Here is a 19,666-nt window from a genome sequence, read left to right as displayed (position 1 = left end):
CACCGACACCGGCACCGGCGGGGCCCCGGCGCCCCGCCCCGACTCCCACTCGACCACCGGTACGCCCGCCCCGCCCCGGTACGGGGCCCGGCGGGCGGAGGAGGAAAGTGAACGCCGACGTGGCCGCGGAGAATCCCTCCGCCCTCTCCCTCTGGAACGACCCGACCGCCCCCGTCGACGCACGCGTCGACGCGCTGATCGCCGCCATGACCATCGAGGAGAAGACCGCCCAGCTGTTCGGGGTGTGGGTGGGCGCCGCAGCCGACGGCGGCGAGGTCGCCCCGCACCAGCACGACATGGAGGAGGCCGTCGACCTCGACGCGCTCCTGCCCACCGGACTGGGGCAGCTGACCCGCCCCTTCGGCACCGTCCCGGTCGACCCCGCCCTCGGCGCGCTGTCCCTGGCCCGCACCCAGGCACGTATCGCCGCCTCCAACCGTTTCGGCATTCCCGCCCTCGCGCACGACGAGTGCCTCGCCGGCTTCGCCGCCTGGGGTGCCACCGCCTACCCCGTCCCGCTGTCCTGGGGTGCCGCGTTCGACCCCGACCTGGTACGCCGGATGGCCGCCGCCATCGGCCGTGACATGCGCGCCGTCGGCGTCCACCAGGGCCTCGCGCCTGTCCTGGACGTGGTGCGCGACGCCCGCTGGGGCCGCGTCGAGGAGACCATCGGCGAGGACCCGTACCTCGTCGGCACCATCGGCACCGCCTACGTCCAGGGCCTGGAGTCCGCCGGGATCGTCGCCACCCTCAAGCACTTCGCCGGGTACTCCGCCTCCCGCGCCGGACGCAATCTCGCGCCCGCCTCGATGGGGCCGCGCGAGCGCGCCGACGTGCTGCTCCCGCCGTTCGAGATGGCGATCCGCGAGGGCGGCGCACGGTCGGTGATGAACGCCTACACCGACATCGACGGCGTTCCCTCCGCGGCGGACGAGAGCCTGCTCACCGGGCTGCTCCGGGACACGTGGGGCTTCGACGGCACGGTCGTCGCCGACTACTTCGCCGTCGCCTTCCTGAAGACCCTGCACGGTGTCGCGGCCGACTGGGCGGACGCCGCCGGCACCGCGCTCCACGCGGGCATCGACGTCGAACTGCCCAACGTCAAGACGTACGGCGCCCCGCTCACCGAGGCCGTCGCCGACGGCCGCGTCCCCGAGGAACTGGTCGACCGCGCGCTGCGCCGGGTCCTCACCCAGAAGGTCGCGCTCGGCCTGCTCGACCCCGACTGGGACCCCGTACCTGCGGCACTCGACGGAACCGACGCGGACGACCCGGAGACCCTGCGCGGCCGCGTCGACCTGGACAGCCCCGACAACCGCGCCCTGGCGCGCACGCTCGCCGAGGAAGCGGTCGTGCTGCTCGGCAACGACGGCACCCTGCCGCTCGACCGGCCCCGCCGCATCGCCCTGATCGGCCCCAACGCCGACGAACCCACCGCCGTGCTGGGCTGCTACTCCTTCCCCCAGCACATCGGCGTCCGCCACCCCGGCACGCCCCTCGGCATCGGCCTGCCCAGCCTGCGCGAGACGCTCACCGCGGAGTTCCCCGACGCCGACATCACGTACGTCCGCGGCACCGGCGTCGACGACGGGGATCTCTCCGGCCTGGACGAGGCGGTACGGGCGGCCCGCGAGGCCGACGTCACCCTCGTGGCGCTGGGCGACAGGGCCGGCCTCTTCGGGCGCGGCACCAGCGGCGAGGGCTGCGACGCGGAGACACTGGACCTGCCCGGCGCGCAGCAGCACCTCCTCGACGCGCTGCTCGACGCCGGGACGCCCGTGGTGACCGTGCTGCTGGCCGGACGGCCCTACGCGCTCGGGCGCGCGGTGACGGAGTCGGCGGCGATCGTCCAGTCCTTCTTCCCGGGCGAGGAGGGGACGCACGCGATCGCCGGGGTGCTCAGCGGCCGGGTGAACCCTTCCGGACGCCTCCCGGTCGGCGTGCCCCGCGCACCGGGTTCCCAGCCGGGCACCTACCTCGGAGCGCCGCTCGCCCACGCCAACGATGCGTCCAGCGTGGACCCGACCCCCGCGTTCCCCTTCGGCCACGGCCTGTCCTACACACGGTTCGACTGGAGCGACCTGACGGCGGAGGCCCACGAGGCCCCGACGGACGGCGAGTTCACGCTCGCATTCACCGTCCGCAACACGGGCGACCGCGGCGGCACGGAGGTCGTCCAGCTGTACCTGCACGACCCGGTCGCCTCCGTGGTCCAGCCGGTGCGGCGCCTCGTCGGCTACACCCGGGTCACCCTGGACGCGGGGGAGGCCCGACGACTGACGGTCACGGTCCCGGCCGACCTCGCGTCGTTCACGGGCCGCGACGGGCGCCGCGTGGTGGAACCGGGCGTGCTGGAACTGAGGCTGTCGGCCTCCAGCGCCGACCCGCGCCTGACGACCCGCGTCACGCTGACCGGCGTGACACGGCACGTTGACCACACGCGACGCCTGCACGCCACGTTCGTGCAGAAACCGGCCACCGCATGAACCGCGGGGTGCGCGGCACACGTCAGGGGCCGCGCACCCCGTGCGACGGTCTCGTCGACATGGTCCACGTCCCTGGCGAAACCGTCCGCCGCACCGGCCGCGCCGACACCCCGCGCGAAACGGCGGACGGCCGCACCGGGGTGCGCCCGGAACACGGGCAACCACTCGACGAGCGGGTCCGCGAAGCCCACTGCGCGAAACTCGGCCGAGCCGCCAGAGCGGCCGCACAGATCACGGCCGAGGAGACGGGGCGCTGACATCTCCCCCCGACTACAGCAACCCCCGCCGAGCCAGGCTCCGCATCAGCGCCCCCACCCCGGACGTCCACGGTGGTGCCTCCTCGCTCGGTACCACCGTGTTGACCAGGGCGCCCAGCCGAGGGCTGGAGATGTGGACGGTGTCGCCGTACTCGTGGGTGAAGCCCTCGCCCGGGGCCCCGCGGTCCTCGGTGGGGGCGAACAGCGTGCCCGTGAACAGGGCGAAGCCGTCCGGGTACTGGTGGTGGGCGCCGTACGTCGCGGACACCAGGTCCAGTACGTCGCGGCTGATCTCCCGCAGGGAGCTGCTGCCCCGCAGCACGTAGCCGTCCGGGCCCTCGACGCGCAGGTCGATGTCGAGGCCGCGTACCGCGTCGATGCCGAAGTCGTCGTCGAGCAGGCGGACGAACGGGCCGATCGCGCAGGACGCGTTGTTGTCCTTGGCGCGGGACAGCAGCAGGGCGCTGCGGCCCTCCACGTCCCGGAGGTTGACGTCGTTGCCGAGCGTGGCGCCGCGTACCCGGCCGCGCGAGTCCACGACGAGGACCGCCTCCGGTTCGGGGTTGTTCCACACGGAGGCGCGGAGCACGCCGATGTCCGCGCCCGTACCGACCGCCGACAACACCGGCGCCTTGGTGAACACCTCCGGGTCCGGCCCGATGCCGACCTCCAGGTACTGCGACCACAACCCCTCGGCGAGCAACAGCTCTTTGACCTTGGCCGCCTCCGGTGAGCCGGGCCGGATGCCGTCGAGCCTGCCTCCCACCAACCGCACCACGCGTTCCCGCACCCGCGTGGCCTGCGCGGGGTCCCCGCCCGTGCGTTCCTCGATGACGCGTTCCAGCAGACTCCGCGCGAACGTGACTCCCGCGGCCTTGATGACCTGGAGGTCCACGGGGGCGAGCAGGTGCGGCACGTCCCCCTGCCCGGGCGGGGCGCCCAGCAGATCGTCCAGGCGCCAGGCGCGGCCGCCGTCCGCCTCGCGGACCACCTCCGCCGCGTCGTCCCGTTCCAGCAGGTCGGAGACGGTGGGCGCGACGGCCGTCAGGTCGACGACCCGCTCGCCCTGCACCGCGGCCACGCACGGTCCGTCCGCCTCCGGGTCGTGGACGCGCGCGACGAGGGCGGCCCGGCCGGCGTCCTCCGGCAGGACGGTGCCGGCGGTGAGGACCGGACGGGGGCGCGCTGCTGCCGATTCCACGGTCGATGCTCTCCTCACGAGAAGGGGCCCGGGTTCAGTGCGAGTCCCGGGGGACCTCGTGGCCCCGCCCACCACGCAGGAAACCGAAGTCGGCGCCCCGGTCGGCCTGTTCGACGTGCTGGGTGTACAGCCAGGTGTAGCCACTCACGTACCGCTCGGCGGGCGGGGTCCACTCCTGCCTGCGCCGCGCGAGTTCGGCGTCGTCGACGTCCAGGCGCAGGGCGCGGCCGGGGACGTCGAGGACGACGGGGTCCCCGTCGCGCACCAGGGCGAGCGGCCCTCCGACGGCGGCCTCGGGAGTCACGTGCAGGACGACGGTCCCGTAGCCGGTGCCGCTCATCCGGCCGTCGCAGACCCGCACCATGTCGGTGATCCCGGCCTTCAACAGCTTCGCCGGCAAAGGCACGTTGGAGACCTCGGGCATACCCGGGTAGCCCTTGGGCCCGGCGTTGCGGATGACGATCACCGTGTTCTCGTCGACGTCCAGACCGGGGTCGTCGGCGACCGCGTGGTACGCCTCGGGGGAGTCGAAGACGCGAGCCGGTCCACGGTGGGTGAGCAGGTGCGGCGACGCGGCGGACTGCTTGATCACCGCGCCGTCCGGGCACAGGTTGCCGCGCAGGACGGCGATGCCCGTGCCGGCCGGCTGGAAGGGGGCGTCGAGTGGGGTGATGACGTCGGAGTCGACGCGTTCGGCCGGCGCGGTGTTCTCGGCGACGGTGCGTCCGGTGACCGTGACAGGCCCGCCGTGCAGCAGACCGCCGCCGAGCAGCTCGGCCATCACCGCGGGCAGTCCGCCCGCGTAACAGAAGTCTTCCATGAGGTACGTGCCGCTCGGCATCAGGTTCACCAGCGTCGGTACCTCACGGACCAGCCGGTCGAAGTCGTCCAGGCCGAGCTCGACGCCCACGCGTCCGGCGAGAGCGGTGAGGTGGATGACGGCGTTGGTGGAGCCGCCGATGGCCGCGTTGACCCGGATGGCGTTCTCAAACGCCTCCCGCGTGAGGATCCGCGAAGGGCGCAGCTCCTCCTCCACCATGTCGACGATGCGCCGCCCCGCCGCCTGCGCGGTCTCCATCCGCCGCGAGTCGACCGCCGGCCAGGCCGCCGAGCCCGGCAGCTGCATGCCGAGTGCCTCGGCCACGCACGCCATCGTCGAGGCGGTTCCCATCGTCATGCAGTGACCGTCGGACCGCGCCATGCACCCCTCGGCGAAGAAGCACTCCTCCTCGGTCATCCGCCCGGTCTTCAGGTCCTCCTCGAACTTCCACACATGCGTGCCCGAACCCACGTCCTGGCCGCGGTACTTGCCGTTGAGCATCGGCCCGCCGGTCACCATCACCGCGGGCAGGTCGACGCTCGCGGCGCCCATCAGCATGGCGGGGGTCGTCTTGTCGCAGCCGGACAGCAGCACCACCCCGTCGAGCGGGTTGGCCCGGATCAGCTCCTCGACCTCCATCGCCATGAGGTTGCGGTACAGCATGGCCGTCGGGCGCATCAGCGTCTCGCCGGTCGCCATGGTCGGGAACTGCAGCGGCAGACCGCCCGCCTGCCACACCCCGCGCTTCACGGCTTCCGCGACACGCGTCAGGTGTGCGTTGCACGGCGCGAGTTCGGACGCGCTGGTCGCGATGCCGATGACCGGACGTCCGTCGAACACCTCGTGCCCGAAGCCCTGGTTGCGCATCCACGAGCGGTACAGCATCCCGCTGCGTCCCTGTGCGCCGAACCAGGCCTGACTGCGGCGGCTCGAGTTCCGACGGTCGGTCATGTGCACACTCCCGTGACTCCGGCGTCGTCCGCTGCGCGGATGGGGCGTGGTCGAGGCGCGGACCCCGCTACCCTGGACCTCAATCATTAAATGATTCGATGAATGGCGTCCAGGGGGTGGGCGGAGATCGACACGAACTTCCCGACCATGCAGCAGCGCGTGGCCGACGAAATCGGGCGGCGCATCGTGGCCGGCGTGTGGCAGCCGGGGGACCCGCTGCCGGTCGAGGACGCCCTCGCGTCCCAGATCGGCGTCAGCCGCGGAGTGCTGCGGGAGGCGGTCAAGTCGCTGGTGGCCAAAGGCATGCTGCGGGTACGGCCGCGCACCGGCACACGCGTGTTGCCCCCGGACCACTGGAACCACCTGGACCCGGACGTCCTGCGCTGGAAGCAGGCCGGGGACGCGGCGGCCCTGCTGCGGGACACGGGCGAACTGCGCCGCATCGTCGAGCCCGAGGCGGCCCGCCTCGCCGCCGAACGGGCCGGCCCCGATGCCGTACGCGCTCTGAACGACGCCCTGGCCGCGATGGAGGCCGCGGCGGCGTCACCCGCGCGCGGCGGCTACGTCGAGGCCGACATCGCCTTCCACCGGGCCCTGCTGGACGCCGGCGGCAACCGGCTGCTCGGCTCCCTGGGGCGCGCCGTCGAGATCGCGTTGCAGCACAGCTTCGACATCAGCACGCAGACCCCGGGCGCGGTGGAGGCCTCGCTGCCGGGCCACCGCGCTGTCGTCCACGCGGTCGAGGCCCGTGACGCGGACGCGGCAGCGGCGGCCGTGCTGGGGATCATCGAGGCGGCCCAGCGGGAGATCGCCCGGTCGCCGGTGAAGCCGGGGGAGCCGGGGAAGCAGGCGGAGGAGCCGGGGAAGCCGGGGGAGCCGGGGAAGCAGCCGGAGGAGTCGGGGAAGCCGGGAAAGCCGGAGTAACGGGGAAAGCCGGAGGAGTCACGGGAGCGGGGCGAGCCGGGCGGTCACCCGGCCTGACGGGCTGGGGAAGCGGCGCGGTGAGGGGGCGCCGCTGCTTCACCACGACCATCCCACACCCGCCACCCATACCGGCAGACCCGACCGGACCCCGGACACCGGCCGGATCATCCCCCGCGCCGAGCCGGATCGTCCCCCGCGCCGAGCCGGATCGTCCCCCGCGCCGAGTCGGATCATCTCCCGCGCCGGCCTCGACCCTCTCCCGCGCCGGGCCCCGAGTTGCCCAGTCCGGCCTCACGTCTCGTCGGTGTCCGCCTTGGACTTCGCCGCCCGCCGCAGTCGGTGATGGCGCGTCCGGTCCCGCTCCGCCACCACGTCCCCCACCATCGTCCGCACGATGTCCGTCAGCCCGTGGAGGGCCGGGTGACGGAGCGGACCCGCCGACGGGTCCAGACCCAGCTCCCTCAGCAGCGCCCAGCACAGCAGCATCATGACCACCACGAACGGCAGCGCGACCAGGATCGTCGCGGTCTGCAGCGAGTCCAGACCGCCCACGATCAGCAGCACCGCCGCCACCGCGGCCATCAGCACGCCCCACGTCACCACCAGCCACGACGACGGTTGCAGAGCACCGCGGCTGGTCAGGGACCCCATCACCAGGGACGCCGAGTCGGCGCTGGTGATGAAGTACGTCATGACGAGGACCATCGAGACGAAGGACGTCAGCGCGCCGATCGGCAGCGCGTCCAGCATCCCGAACAGCGCCGCCTCGGCGCCCTTGTCCACCGAGCTCGCCAGGTCCGCCTCCCCGGTCGACTGGAGCCGGATCGCCGAACCGCCCATCACGCAGAACCAGATCACGGTCGCCCCGCTCGGCACCAGCAGCACCCCGACGAGGAACTCCCGGATGGTCCGGCCGTGCGAGATGCGGGCGATGAACGTCCCCACGAACGGCGCCCACGACAGCCACCAGGCCCAGTAGAAGATCGTCCAGGCGCCCAGCCACGCCTGGTCGGAGAAGGCGCCGGTGCGTGTCGCCATGGGCAGCAGGTTCTGGAGGTAGCCGCCGACGGACGCCGGGATCGTGTCGAGCACGTAGACGGTGGGGCCGGCCACGAAGACGAACGCCGTCAGCGCCGCCACCAGGACGATGTTCAGCGTCGACAGCCACTTGATCCCCCGGTGCAGCCCGGAGAAGGCGGACGCGACGAACCCCGCCGACAGCGCCGCGATGATGATCAGCTCCAGCGACAGGGTGGCGTCCACCCCGAACGTCAGGTCGAGTCCTTCGGCCACCTGGAGCGCGCCCAGGCCGAGGCTGGTCGCCGTGCCGAACACCGTGGCGAACACGGCGAGCAGATCGATCACCTTGCCTTGCCACCCGTCGGCCCGCCGGGCCCCGATGAGCGGCACGAACGCGGCACTGAGCCGATTGCCGCGCCCCTTGCGGAACACCGCGTACGCCAGGGCGAGGCCCACGATGCCGTAGATGGCCCAGGGGGTGAGCGTCCAGTGGAAGAAGGAGTACTCCAGCGCCGTGCGCGCCGCGGGACCGCTCCCGGCCCGCGCCCCGCTGGCCGGGGGCGGCTCGAGGAAGTGGGTGAGCGGCTCCCCGACGCCGTAGAACATCAGGCCGATGCCCATGCCGGCACTGAACATCATCGCGATCCACGCGAGGTTGCCGAACTCCGGCTCCGAGCCGTCCTCGCCCAGCCTGATCCGGCCGAAGCGGCCGAAGGCGATCACGAGACACAGCACGAGGAACACGTCGGCGGCGACCACGAACAGCCAGCCGAAGTTGTCCAGGACCCACGCCAGGCTCGAGGACGAGGCGCTGCCGAAGGAGTCCTCACCCAGCCAGGCCCAGAGCACCACCCCCGCGACGGCGGCCATCCCGACGGTGACGAGAATCCGGTCGGGCGGCTCGGTCCTCGGAGGCGCGGGCGCGTACTGCGACGGTTCGCTCGGCTCGCTGCTCATGGCGCCCCACTATGCTGCGTGCCCCGCTCCCCCCGGCGTACGGCACGCCGCGCGCACCGGACGCGTACCCGCAGGTCACCGCATACGGGTGACCTGCGCCTGCCGGGACCGGAGTCCGGGCAACACGCCTTACGGCCCGTCGGCTACCCGGGCCATGCCGAGTTCTGGATGACGTCGACGAAGTCGACCCGGCGGAACCCCGGCACGAAGTGTTCCAGGACGTCCGCGTTGACCGTGCCGAAGGTGGTGCCCGGCCGGTGCCTGAAGCCGTCGGTGAACGCCTGGAGGATCTGGCGCTTGAAGTCCGGCCGCGGATGCGCGGCGGTGACCTCGTCGATCTGGGCGCGGGTGAGGCCGTCCAGGTGCAGGCCCAGTACGTCCGTCTCCACGCCCGCCGTCGTCGCCGCGACCTCGGGGCCCATCCTGTACGGCACTTCGGGGGTGGTGTGCAGTGCGACGGCCGTCCACACGGTGTTCGCGTCGCCCTCGGACAGCCCGTGGTCCAGCAGGAACGCCCTGGCCTGGTCGGCGCCGTCCATCTCGAACCGCTGGTCGTCGGAGCGGTACGGCTCCACCAGCCCGGTGTCGTGGAACAGGGCGGCCACGTAGAGCAGTTCGGGGTCGGGGTGGAGTCCGCGCGCCGCGGCCTGGAGGCTGCCGAACAGGAACACCCGGCGGGAGTGGTGGTAGATCAGCGGCGGGGTGGTTTCGCGGATCAGCTCGGTGGCCTCCCGCGCCAGGGCGCTGTCCGGGATCGTGACACCGGCGAGTTTCTCGCTCATGACGGCCTCCAAGGGGGTCGGGGTGACCGGAACGCCTCCACCATGCGACGACGGCCCCGTCCGCCGCCGCTCGGGGACGGCCGACAACCCCTCGGAAACGGACACCGGGTCCCGCGCCGGACATCCGAGGCCCGACCGCTCAGGGCGCGTCCGCCCTCGTCGAAGCGAACCGCTGCCGGTACCGCGTGGGGGACACCCCCAGATGGCGTGCGAAGGCCCGCCGCAGACTCTCGTAGCTGGGGAACCCCGAACGGGCCGCCGCCTCGGTCGCGTTGTGCCCCGCGTCCAGCAGGGCCTTCGCCATGTCGAAGCGGATCAGTTCCACGTACTTCATGGGTGTGGTGTCCAGTTCCGCGCGGAACAGCCGGGTCAGGTGGCGCGGGCTCATCCGGACGCGTGCCGCGAGGGACTCCGCCGTGTGGTCGCCCGTCGGGTCCGCCTGCACCGCGTCCTGCACGAGCCGCAGCACGGGTGTCTGCGGGGCGGGCCCCTGCAACGAGGCGGAGAACTGCGACTGGCCGCCCGCGCGCTGCATGTACACCACCAGCGAGCGGGCGACACCGCGCGTCAGATCGCTCCCGTGATCGTCCTCCACCAGGGCCAGCGCCAGGTCGATGCCCGCGGTGACCCCGGCCGAGGTGTACGTGCCGCCGTCGTTGACGAAGATCGCGTCGGGCTCCACACGGGCCGCCGGGTGGCGGCGGGCCAGCAGCGCGGTGTGCTGCCAGTGCGTGGTGGCCCGCCTGCCGTCGAGGAGACCGGCCGCGCCGAGCACGAACGCGCCCGTGCAGATCGACGCGATCCGCCCCGCCCGCGCGGCCAGCCCCGCTGCGGCGGTGCTGAGCGCGGGGTCGACGGGGGAGGTGGGCAGCGCGTCACCGCCGACCACCAGAAAAGTGTCGAAGGCCGGGGCGTCCAGCGCGTCCGCGTCGGCCGGCACCGGCACGCCGATCGACGACCGCGCCGGTTTCCCGCCGACCGAGACGATGCTCAGCCGGTAGTCCGCGCCGAACCGGTTCGCCTCGCTGAACACCTCGGCGGGGCCGGACAGGTCCAGCATCTTCATGCCGTCGAAGACCAGCACCCCGACGCGGTGCTCCCGCCGCTCCATCCGCCTTCACCTCGCACACCGCTCACGGCTCCCGCATCCCGGACAGCCCTGGCCACCGGCATTCTCCTCCCGCCCCACGGGCGGCGCGCTGTCACACCGAGGATGCCGCCTCCGCGGCGCGCCGCGTGACCTCTTCCGCCGCCCGGGCGGCCCGGCCGCCCACCCTCCAGGCGGCCATCCGCAGCGCCACCGCGGGGGACGGCGGGAACACGCCCAACTGCTGCAGCATCGTCACGTCGTCCCGCACCGCCTCGTGCTTCACGATCCGGCCTTCCTTCAGACCGAGCACGTGGACCTGCTCGCAGTCGATCTCCCGGCCGGCGGGCGGCACCGCCTGGTCCAGCCGTCCGTCGCGGTACCGCACGAACGGACCGGTGTGCCGTCCCTGCATCCGCAGCCGCACCCACACGCGGTCCCCGTCCTCCGCCATGGCGTCGATGGGGAGACGCAGGTCCTCGAAGGCGCTGCGCAGCCAGGCCGAGGAGGCGATAACGCCGGCCGGTCCGCCGAGCGAGCAGGCGGCCGGGGCGACCGCGGCCTCGCGGTTGACGAAGCGGTCGTGGACCACGTCCGCGGCCAGTGCCGGGTCGCCGGTCTCCAGAACGCGGAAGAGACCCTGCGCCAGCTCTCTTGATGACATGCCCATCGGTCACGCCTTCCCGTAAGGGGTTCGGTGCGGTTGCGATATTGAGGTTACTGCACACCTAATGAATATTCCGAACACCTGTCGAAGAGGTGAGCGCGGTTAGAGTGAGGCCCATGGCAACCAAGCGCGCCTATGCCTCTCCGCTGCGTCAGCAGGCGGCGGCCCGCACCCGCGAGCAGATCCTCATGTGCGCGGCCGAGCTGTTCGCCGGGCGGGGCTACGGGCGGGTCACCGTGCCGGACATCGCCGCCGCGGCCGGCGTCTCCCCGAAGACGGTCTTCGCGAGCGTCGGCAGCAAGAGCGACATCCTCGACCGGATCGTCGACCAGGGCGTGACGGCGTCGGGCCACGAAGAAGCCGTGGCACGCCTGCTGGTCCTGACCGACCCGCGGGAGCTGCTGCGGGAACTCGCCGCGGCCACCCGCCACGGCAACGAGGGACAGTTCCTCGTCCACGAGGCCATCCGCAAGGCGCTCCCGGCGCACGAACAGGCCGAGGAGCTGTGGGAACGCGCCACCGGGGAGTACCGCAAGGCGCTACGCGACGTCGCCGCCCACCTGGACGCGCTCACGGCGCGTCCGGCGGCGTCCGGAGAAGAGACGGTCCACCTGCTGTGGTTCTGGTTCGGTCCCTCCGGCTGGCGCACCCTGGTCGTCGAGAACGGCTGGTCGTGGGAGCGCGCGGAACGGTTCCTGTCCCGCACGGCGATCGCCACGCTCTGCTGACGGCCGGGCGCCTCCGCGACCCGGCGTCCGACGGCACAGTGGCCCCGCGCCGGTCTCCGTGAGGGACCGGCGCGGGGCCGACTGCCCACCGCCCGCTACGACTTGAGCCACTCCAGGATCGCCGCGTTGAGCTCATCGGGATAAACCGACAGCATGCCGTGCGGATAACCCTCGTAGGTCTTCAGCGTGCCGTTCTTCAGCAGCTTCACCGTCAGCGGGGCCGCATCGTCGTACGGCACGATCTGGTCGTCCGTACCGTGCATGACCAGCACCGGCACCTCGATCTCCTTCAGGTCCTCGGTGAAGTCGGTCTCCGAGAAGGCCTTGATGCACTCGTAGTGGGCGTTCGCCGCCCCCGTCATCCCCTGCCGCCACCAGTTGTCGATCAGTCCCTGGGACGCCTGAGCGCCCGGCCGGTTGAAGCCGTAGAACGGGCCCGAGGCGATCTCGACGTAGAGCTGGGCGCGGTTGGCGGCGAGTTGGGCGCGGAAGCCGTCGAAGACCTCGATCGGCGTGCCGCCCGGGTTGCTGTCGGACTTGACCATGACGGGCGGAACCGCGCTCACGAGCACCGCTTTCGCGACACGGCCCGGCTTGGCGCGCGCCACGTACCGCGTCACCTCACCGCCGCCGGTGGAGTGTCCTATGTGCACGGCGTCGCGCAGGTCGAGCGCGTCGGTCAGCGCCGCGACGTCGGCCGCGTACGTGTCCATCTCGTGTCCGCCGGCCGTCTGGTCGGAGCGTCCGTGGCCACGCCGGTCATGGGCGATCACCCGGTAGCCGTGCTGCAGGAAGAACAGCATCTGGGCGTCCCAGTCGTCGGCGCTGAGTGGCCAGCCGTGGTGGAAGACGAGGGGCTGTCCGTCTCGCGGACCCCAGTCCTTGTAGAAGATGGCCGTCCCGTCAGAAGTCGTCACCGTGCCCATGGTCGGTCCTCCGCATGATGGGGGCTGAGGCGGCCGGGCCGGTGCTCGACCGCAGGCGCGCGGCAGGGCGCGAGGGCGGATTCCGGTCGGCCGGAGGGACTGCGGCCGCAGCTCGTGGCCGCGGCCGGATGCACGGCAATCACCTTACGCCGAAGAGACGAACCGCTCATCTCGGGAAGTTTCAGGCAGGGGGGAGTTGGATCGGTACGGGCTGGTTGATCCGCTTATGGTGGTCCAATGCTGCTGGTTCCCAGGTGGGTTCTGTTCTCGTCGGGGTGCGCGCCGCTGCTGTTGATCGCGGGCTGGGCGGTCTCGGCGGCGCTGGAGGGGGCGGGTTACAACCCGGCGACACAGACGATCAGCGTCCTCGCGGCCTACGGCGCCTCGGGCTCCTGGGTGATGACCGGGGCGTTCCTCGCGCTGGGCGTCTGCCATCTGCTCACCGCGTGGGGACTGCGGGCGGCCGCGGCGGCCGGGCGGGTGGCGCTGGCCGGCGGGGGAGTGGCGGCGCTGGCCGTGGCGATGGTCCCCGTCCCGAGCAGCGGCGGCTCACTGGGGCACGGCTCGGTGGCCGCCGTCGGGTTCACGCTGCTCGCCCTGTGGCCCGTCCTCGCCGCGACCGCCGGCCGTGGCACGCCGTGGGCGCTGCGGCCCCTGCCGTCCTTCGCGGCGACCACCGTGATGGTCGCCGGGGCGGTGTGGTTCCTCGTCGAGATGCACCGCAGCGGCATGGCGGGGGTCGCCGAACGCGTGGTGACGGCCATGCAGTCGCTGTGGCCGTTCGTCGTGGTGCTGTCGTGCCTGAGGCACCGTGCGGGGCGGCGCGCGGAACCGTCCTTGTGACCTGGGCGCGCGGGACCGTGACCTGGACACGCGGGACCGTGCGCGTGACCTGATCACGTGTCCCGTCGCCGCGCGACCGCATCAGAGGAACCTGGAGCTGCCCACCGGCCCGGCCGATTGCACCGCGTCCCGGTCGCCCCGCAGCCAGGTGTCCCGCACGGCCGTGACGAACGCGGCCACCCCCTCGACCGGATCGGCCGGTGTCCGCCCGTCCCCCTCGTCCGGTTCCGGATCGGCGGCCACGACCGAGGCGGCGATCTCCTCCTCCGGACGCGGGTCGGGATCGCCCTGTTCCGCCCCGCCGTCGGCGCCCTGCCGCAGCCCGCCCGCCCACGGGGCGACGGCCGACTGGTGGAGGAGCGTCACGCTGTCCGCCGCGACCGGCGGAGGATCCGTCCAGCAGCCGGCGTGCTCGTGCAGCACCTGTCCCGGGTCCGCAGGGCCGGGCCTCACCCCGTCTCCAGGCCGAGGACGCGGCGGGCCGCCTCGGCCTCCGCGGCCGGCGGGGACAGCTCGTCCAGGGTGTCCAGTTCCGTGTCGTCCGCCAGCTCCCGCTCCCAGGCGTCGGCGAGCCGCTGCTGCTCCTCGTGGGGTTTCGCGCTGACGGCCTCCCGGTGATCCGGGTCCAGGGCCGTGAGGAATCGCTCGACCGAGTCCATGGACATGCCGTACTCCTTGTTCGCTCCGGAAGGCGCCGCACGGCCCAGGATGGCCAGCGCCCTAGGGGTACGGGTGCCCGACACGGCCCGCGGCCACCCTGATGGCCCCGCACGGACGGGACCCGCACTTGCCGTACCTATCGAATTTCGATAGCTTCCCATCGTCATTCGATCGGTGCGAAGGTGCTGCGCGGTGCCTCCGGCATCGCGCACCCTGTCTGCGCCTCGAGCCTTGGAGCGCCCATGCCCTCAGCCGCCCCTGCCCCCGCGCCCGCCGCCCGTCCGGGATCCGGAGGCGCGACCCGTACCGACGTGCTGGTCGTCGGGGCCGGCCTGGCCGGGCTGCACGTCGCCACGCGCCTCGCCCGGCAAGGACACGACGTCCTCCTCGTGGACCGGCGCACCACCCTGGCCGGAGCGATCCGCACCACCGGGATCTTCGTGCGCAAGACGCTCGACGACTTCCCGCTGCCCGAGCGCCACCTCGGCCCGCCCATCCGGCGCATGCTGCTCTATCCGCCCACCCTGAGCCGCCCCGTCGCCCTGGTCAGCGACCGGGACGAGTTCCGCGTCGGCGACATGGCGGGGCTGTACGAGACCTCGGCCGCGGTCGCCGTGGAGGCGGGCGTGCGGCTCGCGCTGGGCACCCGCTACGCCGGCCGGCACGACGGGACGTACCACCTGGCCGGCCGCGAGGGGCCGTTCCGCGTCCGCGCCCGGTACGTCGTCGGTGCGGACGGCGCCCGGTCGAGCGTCGCCCGCGACCTCGGTCTCGACCGCAACCGCCATCTGCTGGTCGGGGCCGAGGAGGTCTTCCCGGTCTCCCCGGACGGTGAACCGCCCACCTTCCACTGCGTCCTCGACCCCCGGGTCGCCCCGGGATACCTCGCGTGGGCGGTCAACGACGGGGAGCACGCCCACGTCGGCGTCGCCGGGTACGCCGACCGCTTCCCCGACGGCCTGCGCCGCGCCATGGAACGCTTCAGCGCCCATGCCCCAGGCCTGAAGGGTGTGCGCCGCCCCGACACGGTGGAGCGGCGCGGCGGTCCGATACCCGTCGGCGGGGTGCTGCGCCGCATCGGCTGCGCGGACGGACTGCTCGTCGGGGACGCGGCCGGCGCGGTCTCCCCGCTCACCGCCGGCGGCCTCGACCCGTGCCTGCGCCTGTCCGACCTGGCCGCCCAGGTCCTCGACGACGCCCTGCGCACCGGCGCCCCGCACCCCCTGACCCACTACAGCGGCGCCTCCCTCCGCTCCCGCTTCCGCGGCCGGCTGGCGCTGCGCACCGGACTCGCGCACATCCGGACGCCCGCCGCGACCACCGCGGCGTTCACTCTCCTGCGCACCCCGCCCGGCCGCGCCGCGGCGGCCCGCATCCTCTTCGGCGACCGCTCCTTCCCAGGCCGGCCGGTCCCCGAGCCGAGCCTGGTGAGCGGCTGACCCCGCTGTCGCGGCGGGCCCGCGCCCGCATGCGCGCCCCTGCCGCCCCGTGCACGCTGGACCCATGGCGAGCGACCAGAAGACCGTCGTGATCTACCCGCCCGCCGGCGACGGCGGCCGCCGGGTCCGCGCGGGCCCGCACTTCCTGGGCATGGCCTACACCCTTCTGGACGTCGTGGAGTTCCTGCGGCTGGCCGGACGGGACGACACCGACGACAACTGGCTGCGGCAGTCCCCGCTCGTCGAGTGGCGCGGCGGCGGCCCGGACACCTGGACAGCGGCCCGCGGCCTGCACGACTGACAGGGCGGTGCCTCTCGGGCACCATGTGATCATGACGGAAATGGTCGAACGGGTGGACGACGACGATCGGGTGATCGGCGTCGTCGGCAGGGGCGAGGCGATCCGCAGGCGGTGGCTGCACCGCGTCGCGACGGTCGTCTGCCGGGACACGCGGGGGAGGATCCTCGTGCACCGCCGGCCGCACGACGACGTCCGCTTCCCGGGCGGCGTCAACTTCATGCTCGGGGGAGCGGCGGAGCCCGGCGAGACCTACGAGAAGGCCGCCGCCCGGGAGCTGACGGAGGAACTGGGCGTACGGGCCCGGCCTCGCTTCGTCCTCAAGTTCCGGTGCGCCGGGGCGATCAGCCCGTACTGGCTCGGGCTGCACGAGGCGGTGGTGACCGGGCCGTTCACCCCCGACCCGGACGAGATCGCCTGGCACGACTGGATGACGGAGCCCCAGCTCGCCGAGCTGGTGGGGGACGAGGCGTTCGTCCCCGACGCCCGGGAGGCGTACCACCGCTGGACCGCCCGGCGCCGCGAGAGGGCCGACCATGTGAGGCCCGCCGGGTGACACGGGACGGACCGCCCCCGCTCCCGCGTTCGCGCGCCGCCCACCCGGCGGTCACCATGGCAGGGACCGGGGGCGGACCGAATCGTCGTGGAGGGTGGACATGTTGCTGCCGGTCCTGTTCGCGCTGGGCGCCGCGCTCAGCAACGCGCTCGCGACCGTGCTCCAGCGCAAGGCCGCCCTGACGGTGCCCAAGTCCGAGGGCCTGCGCGTCGGACTGATCCTCGACCTGCTGCGCCGGCCCGTCTGGCTGGTCGGCATCGTGGCCGTGATCACCGCCGGCGTCTGCCAGGCCGTGGCGCTGGCGACCGGCCCGATCACCGTCGTCCAGCCCCTGTTCGTCCTCGAACTGCCCCTCGCCCTCGTCATCGCCGCGGCCCTGCTCCAGGGACGGCTGTCCCGCACCGGCTGGCTGGCCGTCGCCACCGTGGTGGTGGGCCTCGGCGTCGTCCTGTTCGCGGCCTCGCCCGCCGGGAACCGCACACAGGTGCCGATGACCCACTGGATCCCGGCCGTCGCCGTGTGCGTCGCCGCCATCGCCGCACTCGTCGTCGCCGCACTCCGCCGCCCCGAGGGCCGCGGCAGGGCCGCCTGCTTCGGACTCGCCACGGCCATCTCGTACGCCATGACGGCCGCGCTGATGAAGACGTCGATGCACACCCTCGACGACGGGGGCATCACCGCCTTCTTCACCACCTGGCAGACGTACGGCTTCGCGCTGTTCGGGGTGTGCGCGCTGTTCTTCCTCGAGAACGCGATGCAGTCGGGCCCGCTGGTCGCCTCCCAGCCGGCCCTGACGCTCGGGGACGCGTGTGTGAGCCTGGCGCTGGGGATCACGGTCTACGCGGAGTACGTCCGGACGGGCTGGTGGCTCGTCCCGCAACTCCTGGGCGCGGCGCTGATCGCGGCGGGCGTGCTGGCGCTGTCGCGCCTGCCTCTGGCGCGGGCGCTGGCGAGTGAGGAGAAGGAGCAGCCGGGGGAGGGCACGGCGGACGCGGGGACGCCCGCGCCCTGAGACCGGCCGCGTGACCGCCGTTCGTTATGATCACCGGCGACGCCGAGGCCGGTCAGCAGCGCCGTCGTCCTGACCCGGACGGCGAGGCGCGCCGCGCGAGGCACGGCGGTCAGCGACACGGGGGAGACACCAGGGTGACGGAGGCACAGGCGGTGAGACCGCCGCTCGGTGATGCGGCGGTACTGCCGAAGCCGAACCCGAAGCCCCGGCCGGACGCCCTGCGAGGGCGTACTCGCCCCCTCCCCCCACCGTGAGCGCTGCTCGTCGGCTGACACCCTCACCATCCCCCCACAGGCTTACGAGGAGCCCTTCCGTGAACCGTTCCGTCCCCGCCCTGGCCGTTGCCTGCCTCGCCGCGCTCACCGCGTGCGGCGGAGGCGGTGGGCCGGAGAACTCCACGGGCGAGCCCGGGCCCTCCGCGACCCGGTCGGAGCAGGCCGCCCCGGCCGAGCGGCTGGCCGGGCTGATGGTCACGCCCGCCGAGGTGAAGGGCTTCGCGGTGAAGCCGTACGACAACGAGTTCGCCCTCGCGACGGCGTCGTCGGAGATGACCGCCGACAAGCCGGCCTGCGCCCCGCTGGCCCTCGCGCTCAACCAACTGCCGCTCGGTGAGCCGCAGGCGGACCTCACGCGGGTCCTTGCCCCCGAGTCCCAGGGTCTGAACAGCACCCAGACGTATGTCACGCTCACGTCCTACGCGACGGGCGGGGCCAAGGCCGTGCTGGCGGACGTCAAGAAGGCCGTGGACGCGTGCGGTGACGGCTTCACCGCCGAGGGGGGCAACGGCAGCACCGTCTACGACGCGGTCACGGCGCAGGACGTCACCCCGGCCGGCGAGGAGACCGTCGGTTTCACGGCCACGACGCCGTACCAGGGCGTGTCGCACACCGTCCACGCCCAGGCCGTCCGCGCGGGCGACGTCGTCGCCGTCTTCTTCGCCGCCGACGGCATGGCCATGGTCAACGGCCGGACGAGCGACGCGAAGTTGCCGTCGGCGGTGGTGAAGGCGCAGTCGTCGAAGCTGGGTTGAGCGTGTGACGCCCATGCTCCGTCTCACGCCCGCGCGGGGGATACGCACCGGGCTCCTGCTGTGCCTGTGCGCCCTGGCCGCGCTCCTGTTCACCGCGCCGCAGGCCCGTGCCGCGTCCGACGACCCGGTCACCGCGCAGGCGTCGTACCTCGCGGAACGCCTGTGCGAGAACCCCGTCCCCGTCCCCGACCAGCTGCCCCGCGTGGTACCACGTTCCACGGCCCCCGACTTCGCCCGGCCGGCAGTCGCGGCTCTGGCCACGGCGGTCCGGGCACGCAGGTGAGAGACGCCCACGCTGCTACGGCAGGAGCCCTGACATGACGCGCAGATCGAAACAGAGCGAGGCGGCGGACCGGCTCGGCGTCCGAGCCGAGGCGGGCGAGTGGTGCTGGATCGGGGAGATCCCGCAGCCTCCCGCAGACATCCTGCAAGCCGCGGGCGATCCTCGGACACGGCCGGCCCGGCGACCTCCACTGGCCCTGACGGGAACCGTTCTCGCCGCGCCGTTCCTCCCGATCCTGTGGCTGCTGATGCTGCTGGCCCGGGCGGAGGAGGCGGTGGAGCGCTTCCTCGACACGAAGGAGGAGAAGGAGCGGCACCAGGCCAAGAAGGAGGACGAGAGACGCAGGGACGCGGCTGTGGAACAGCGCGGCCTCGACAACGTCTTCGACGGCGACTGGAACGGCGCCGCCGGCCAGTTCCTCCTGCGCTGGTACAGCCACTCGACCCACCACGAGCGGCTGCTGTTCGCCGGCCAGGACGGCTTGGTGTTCGCGGCCCCGCCCAGGCGGGTCAGCATGGGGCGCGACAAGCGCGCCCAGGTCGTCGCGCGGCTGTCCCCCGAGGAGGCCACGCTGGAAGACCCCTTCGGCGGTGAGTTCACGACCGAGATCATGCTGATCCGCTTCCGCGACGGCTCCTGGCTGCGGGTGGACACGGAGGAAGCCCGCAGCGAACTCCACATGCACGCCCTGCGCAACACGTCGTGAGCCCGCACCCGACATGCCAGGTGCGCCGCACGT

The 19,666-nt window shown here is 73.1% G+C and carries 19 protein-coding genes and 1 pseudogene; 11 read left to right on the top strand and 9 right to left on the bottom strand.

Features of this window, described 5'->3' with window-relative positions; all coding sequences use genetic code 11:
• Window positions 1–107: 107 nt before the first annotated feature.
• Complete coding sequence (locus tag MTR79_RS18310; RefSeq protein ID WP_244791321.1) at window positions 108–2,486, top strand: glycoside hydrolase family 3 N-terminal domain-containing protein; 2,379 nt, start codon at window positions 108–110, stop codon at window positions 2,484–2,486.
• A 270-nt stretch (window positions 2,487–2,756) separates the two neighbouring features.
• On the opposite strand, the gene MTR79_RS18305 is transcribed toward MTR79_RS18310, so the two are convergent.
• The gene (locus tag MTR79_RS18305; RefSeq protein ID WP_244791319.1) at window positions 2,757–3,944 is read right to left on the bottom strand and encodes a fumarylacetoacetate hydrolase family protein; all 1,188 of its coding nucleotides are present in this window, start codon (window positions 3,942–3,944) and stop codon (window positions 2,757–2,759) included.
• A gap of 34 nt (window positions 3,945–3,978) precedes the next feature.
• Window positions 3,979–5,715, bottom strand: a complete 1,737-nt coding sequence (locus tag MTR79_RS18300; RefSeq protein WP_156698266.1) for an IlvD/Edd family dehydratase — start codon at window positions 5,713–5,715, stop codon at window positions 3,979–3,981.
• 102 nt (window positions 5,716–5,817) lie between these two features.
• Between MTR79_RS18300 and MTR79_RS18295 the strand changes: the two genes are divergently transcribed.
• Window positions 5,818–6,639, top strand: a complete 822-nt coding sequence (locus MTR79_RS18295) for an FCD domain-containing protein (protein ID WP_244791317.1) — start codon at window positions 5,818–5,820, stop codon at window positions 6,637–6,639.
• Between the two features lie 291 nt (window positions 6,640–6,930).
• On the opposite strand, the gene MTR79_RS18290 is transcribed toward MTR79_RS18295, so the two are convergent.
• From MTR79_RS18290 to MTR79_RS18275, 4 genes are all read right to left on the bottom strand, one after another.
• The gene (locus tag MTR79_RS18290; RefSeq protein WP_244791315.1) at window positions 6,931–8,616 is read right to left on the bottom strand and encodes a BCCT family transporter; all 1,686 of its coding nucleotides are present in this window, start codon (window positions 8,614–8,616) and stop codon (window positions 6,931–6,933) included.
• 143 nt (window positions 8,617–8,759) lie between these two features.
• Entirely contained in the window at window positions 8,760–9,398 is a 639-nt protein-coding gene (locus tag MTR79_RS18285) for an HD domain-containing protein (protein ID WP_244791313.1), read from the bottom strand.
• Between the two features lie 139 nt (window positions 9,399–9,537).
• On the bottom strand, window positions 9,538–10,509 hold the full coding sequence (locus tag MTR79_RS18280) for a DJ-1/PfpI family protein (RefSeq protein WP_244791311.1): 972 nt from the start codon (window positions 10,507–10,509) through the stop codon (window positions 9,538–9,540).
• 91 nt (window positions 10,510–10,600) lie between these two features.
• Window positions 10,601–11,149 (bottom strand): ester cyclase, encoded by a 549-nt coding sequence (locus MTR79_RS18275; protein ID WP_244791309.1) that lies wholly within the window; start codon window positions 11,147–11,149, stop codon window positions 10,601–10,603.
• 119 nt (window positions 11,150–11,268) lie between these two features.
• On the opposite strand from MTR79_RS18275, the gene MTR79_RS18270 reads away from it, so the two are divergent.
• Entirely contained in the window at window positions 11,269–11,880 is a 612-nt protein-coding gene (locus MTR79_RS18270) for a TetR/AcrR family transcriptional regulator (RefSeq protein ID WP_189364680.1), read from the top strand.
• A 95-nt stretch (window positions 11,881–11,975) separates the two neighbouring features.
• Here MTR79_RS18270 and MTR79_RS18265 read toward each other — a convergent pair whose 3' ends face one another.
• Window positions 11,976–12,806, bottom strand: a complete 831-nt coding sequence (locus MTR79_RS18265; protein WP_244791307.1) for an alpha/beta hydrolase — start codon at window positions 12,804–12,806, stop codon at window positions 11,976–11,978.
• A 237-nt stretch (window positions 12,807–13,043) separates the two neighbouring features.
• On the opposite strand from MTR79_RS18265, the gene MTR79_RS18260 reads away from it, so the two are divergent.
• Window positions 13,044–13,649, top strand: a complete 606-nt coding sequence (locus MTR79_RS18260) for a DUF998 domain-containing protein (RefSeq protein ID WP_244791305.1) — start codon at window positions 13,044–13,046, stop codon at window positions 13,647–13,649.
• Window positions 13,650–13,730: 81 nt separating this feature from the next.
• Here MTR79_RS18260 and MTR79_RS18255 read toward each other — a convergent pair whose 3' ends face one another.
• Window positions 13,731–14,102, bottom strand: a complete 372-nt coding sequence (locus MTR79_RS18255; protein ID WP_244791303.1) for a hypothetical protein — start codon at window positions 14,100–14,102, stop codon at window positions 13,731–13,733.
• The gene (locus tag MTR79_RS18250; RefSeq protein WP_033274402.1) at window positions 14,099–14,314 is read right to left on the bottom strand and encodes a hypothetical protein; all 216 of its coding nucleotides are present in this window, start codon (window positions 14,312–14,314) and stop codon (window positions 14,099–14,101) included. Before MTR79_RS18250 ends, MTR79_RS18255 begins: the two co-directional genes overlap by 4 nt.
• A gap of 237 nt (window positions 14,315–14,551) precedes the next feature.
• On the opposite strand from MTR79_RS18250, the gene MTR79_RS18245 reads away from it, so the two are divergent.
• From MTR79_RS18245 to MTR79_RS18215, 7 genes and pseudogenes are all read left to right on the top strand, one after another.
• The gene (locus MTR79_RS18245) at window positions 14,552–15,748 is read left to right on the top strand and encodes an NAD(P)/FAD-dependent oxidoreductase (RefSeq protein WP_244791302.1); all 1,197 of its coding nucleotides are present in this window, start codon (window positions 14,552–14,554) and stop codon (window positions 15,746–15,748) included.
• A gap of 64 nt (window positions 15,749–15,812) precedes the next feature.
• Entirely contained in the window at window positions 15,813–16,049 is a 237-nt protein-coding gene (locus MTR79_RS18240) for a hypothetical protein (RefSeq protein ID WP_189364683.1), read from the top strand.
• A gap of 31 nt (window positions 16,050–16,080) precedes the next feature.
• Complete coding sequence (locus MTR79_RS18235; RefSeq protein WP_244791300.1) at window positions 16,081–16,602, top strand: NUDIX domain-containing protein; 522 nt, start codon at window positions 16,081–16,083, stop codon at window positions 16,600–16,602.
• A gap of 100 nt (window positions 16,603–16,702) precedes the next feature.
• A complete protein-coding gene (locus tag MTR79_RS18230) occupies window positions 16,703–17,614 on the top strand; it encodes a DMT family transporter (RefSeq protein WP_244791298.1) in 912 nt (303 codons plus the stop codon).
• A 313-nt stretch (window positions 17,615–17,927) separates the two neighbouring features.
• Window positions 17,928–18,644, top strand: coding sequence for a hypothetical protein (locus tag MTR79_RS18225; protein ID WP_244791296.1), 717 nt, complete (start codon window positions 17,928–17,930; stop codon window positions 18,642–18,644).
• 13 nt (window positions 18,645–18,657) lie between these two features.
• Window positions 18,658–18,882 (top strand): annotated as a pseudogene (locus MTR79_RS18220) (hypothetical protein); the annotation flags it as partial.
• A gap of 79 nt (window positions 18,883–18,961) precedes the next feature.
• The gene (locus MTR79_RS18215) at window positions 18,962–19,633 is read left to right on the top strand and encodes a hypothetical protein (protein ID WP_244791294.1); all 672 of its coding nucleotides are present in this window, start codon (window positions 18,962–18,964) and stop codon (window positions 19,631–19,633) included.
• The last annotated feature ends 33 nt before the right edge of the window (window positions 19,634–19,666 follow it).

This window comes from Streptomyces sp. BJ20 (genome assembly GCF_022869105.1).
GTDB classification, from domain to species: Bacteria; Actinomycetota; Actinomycetes; order Streptomycetales; family Streptomycetaceae; genus Streptomyces; species Streptomyces griseoincarnatus.
This window is presented reverse-complemented; position numbering and strand designations above follow the sequence as displayed.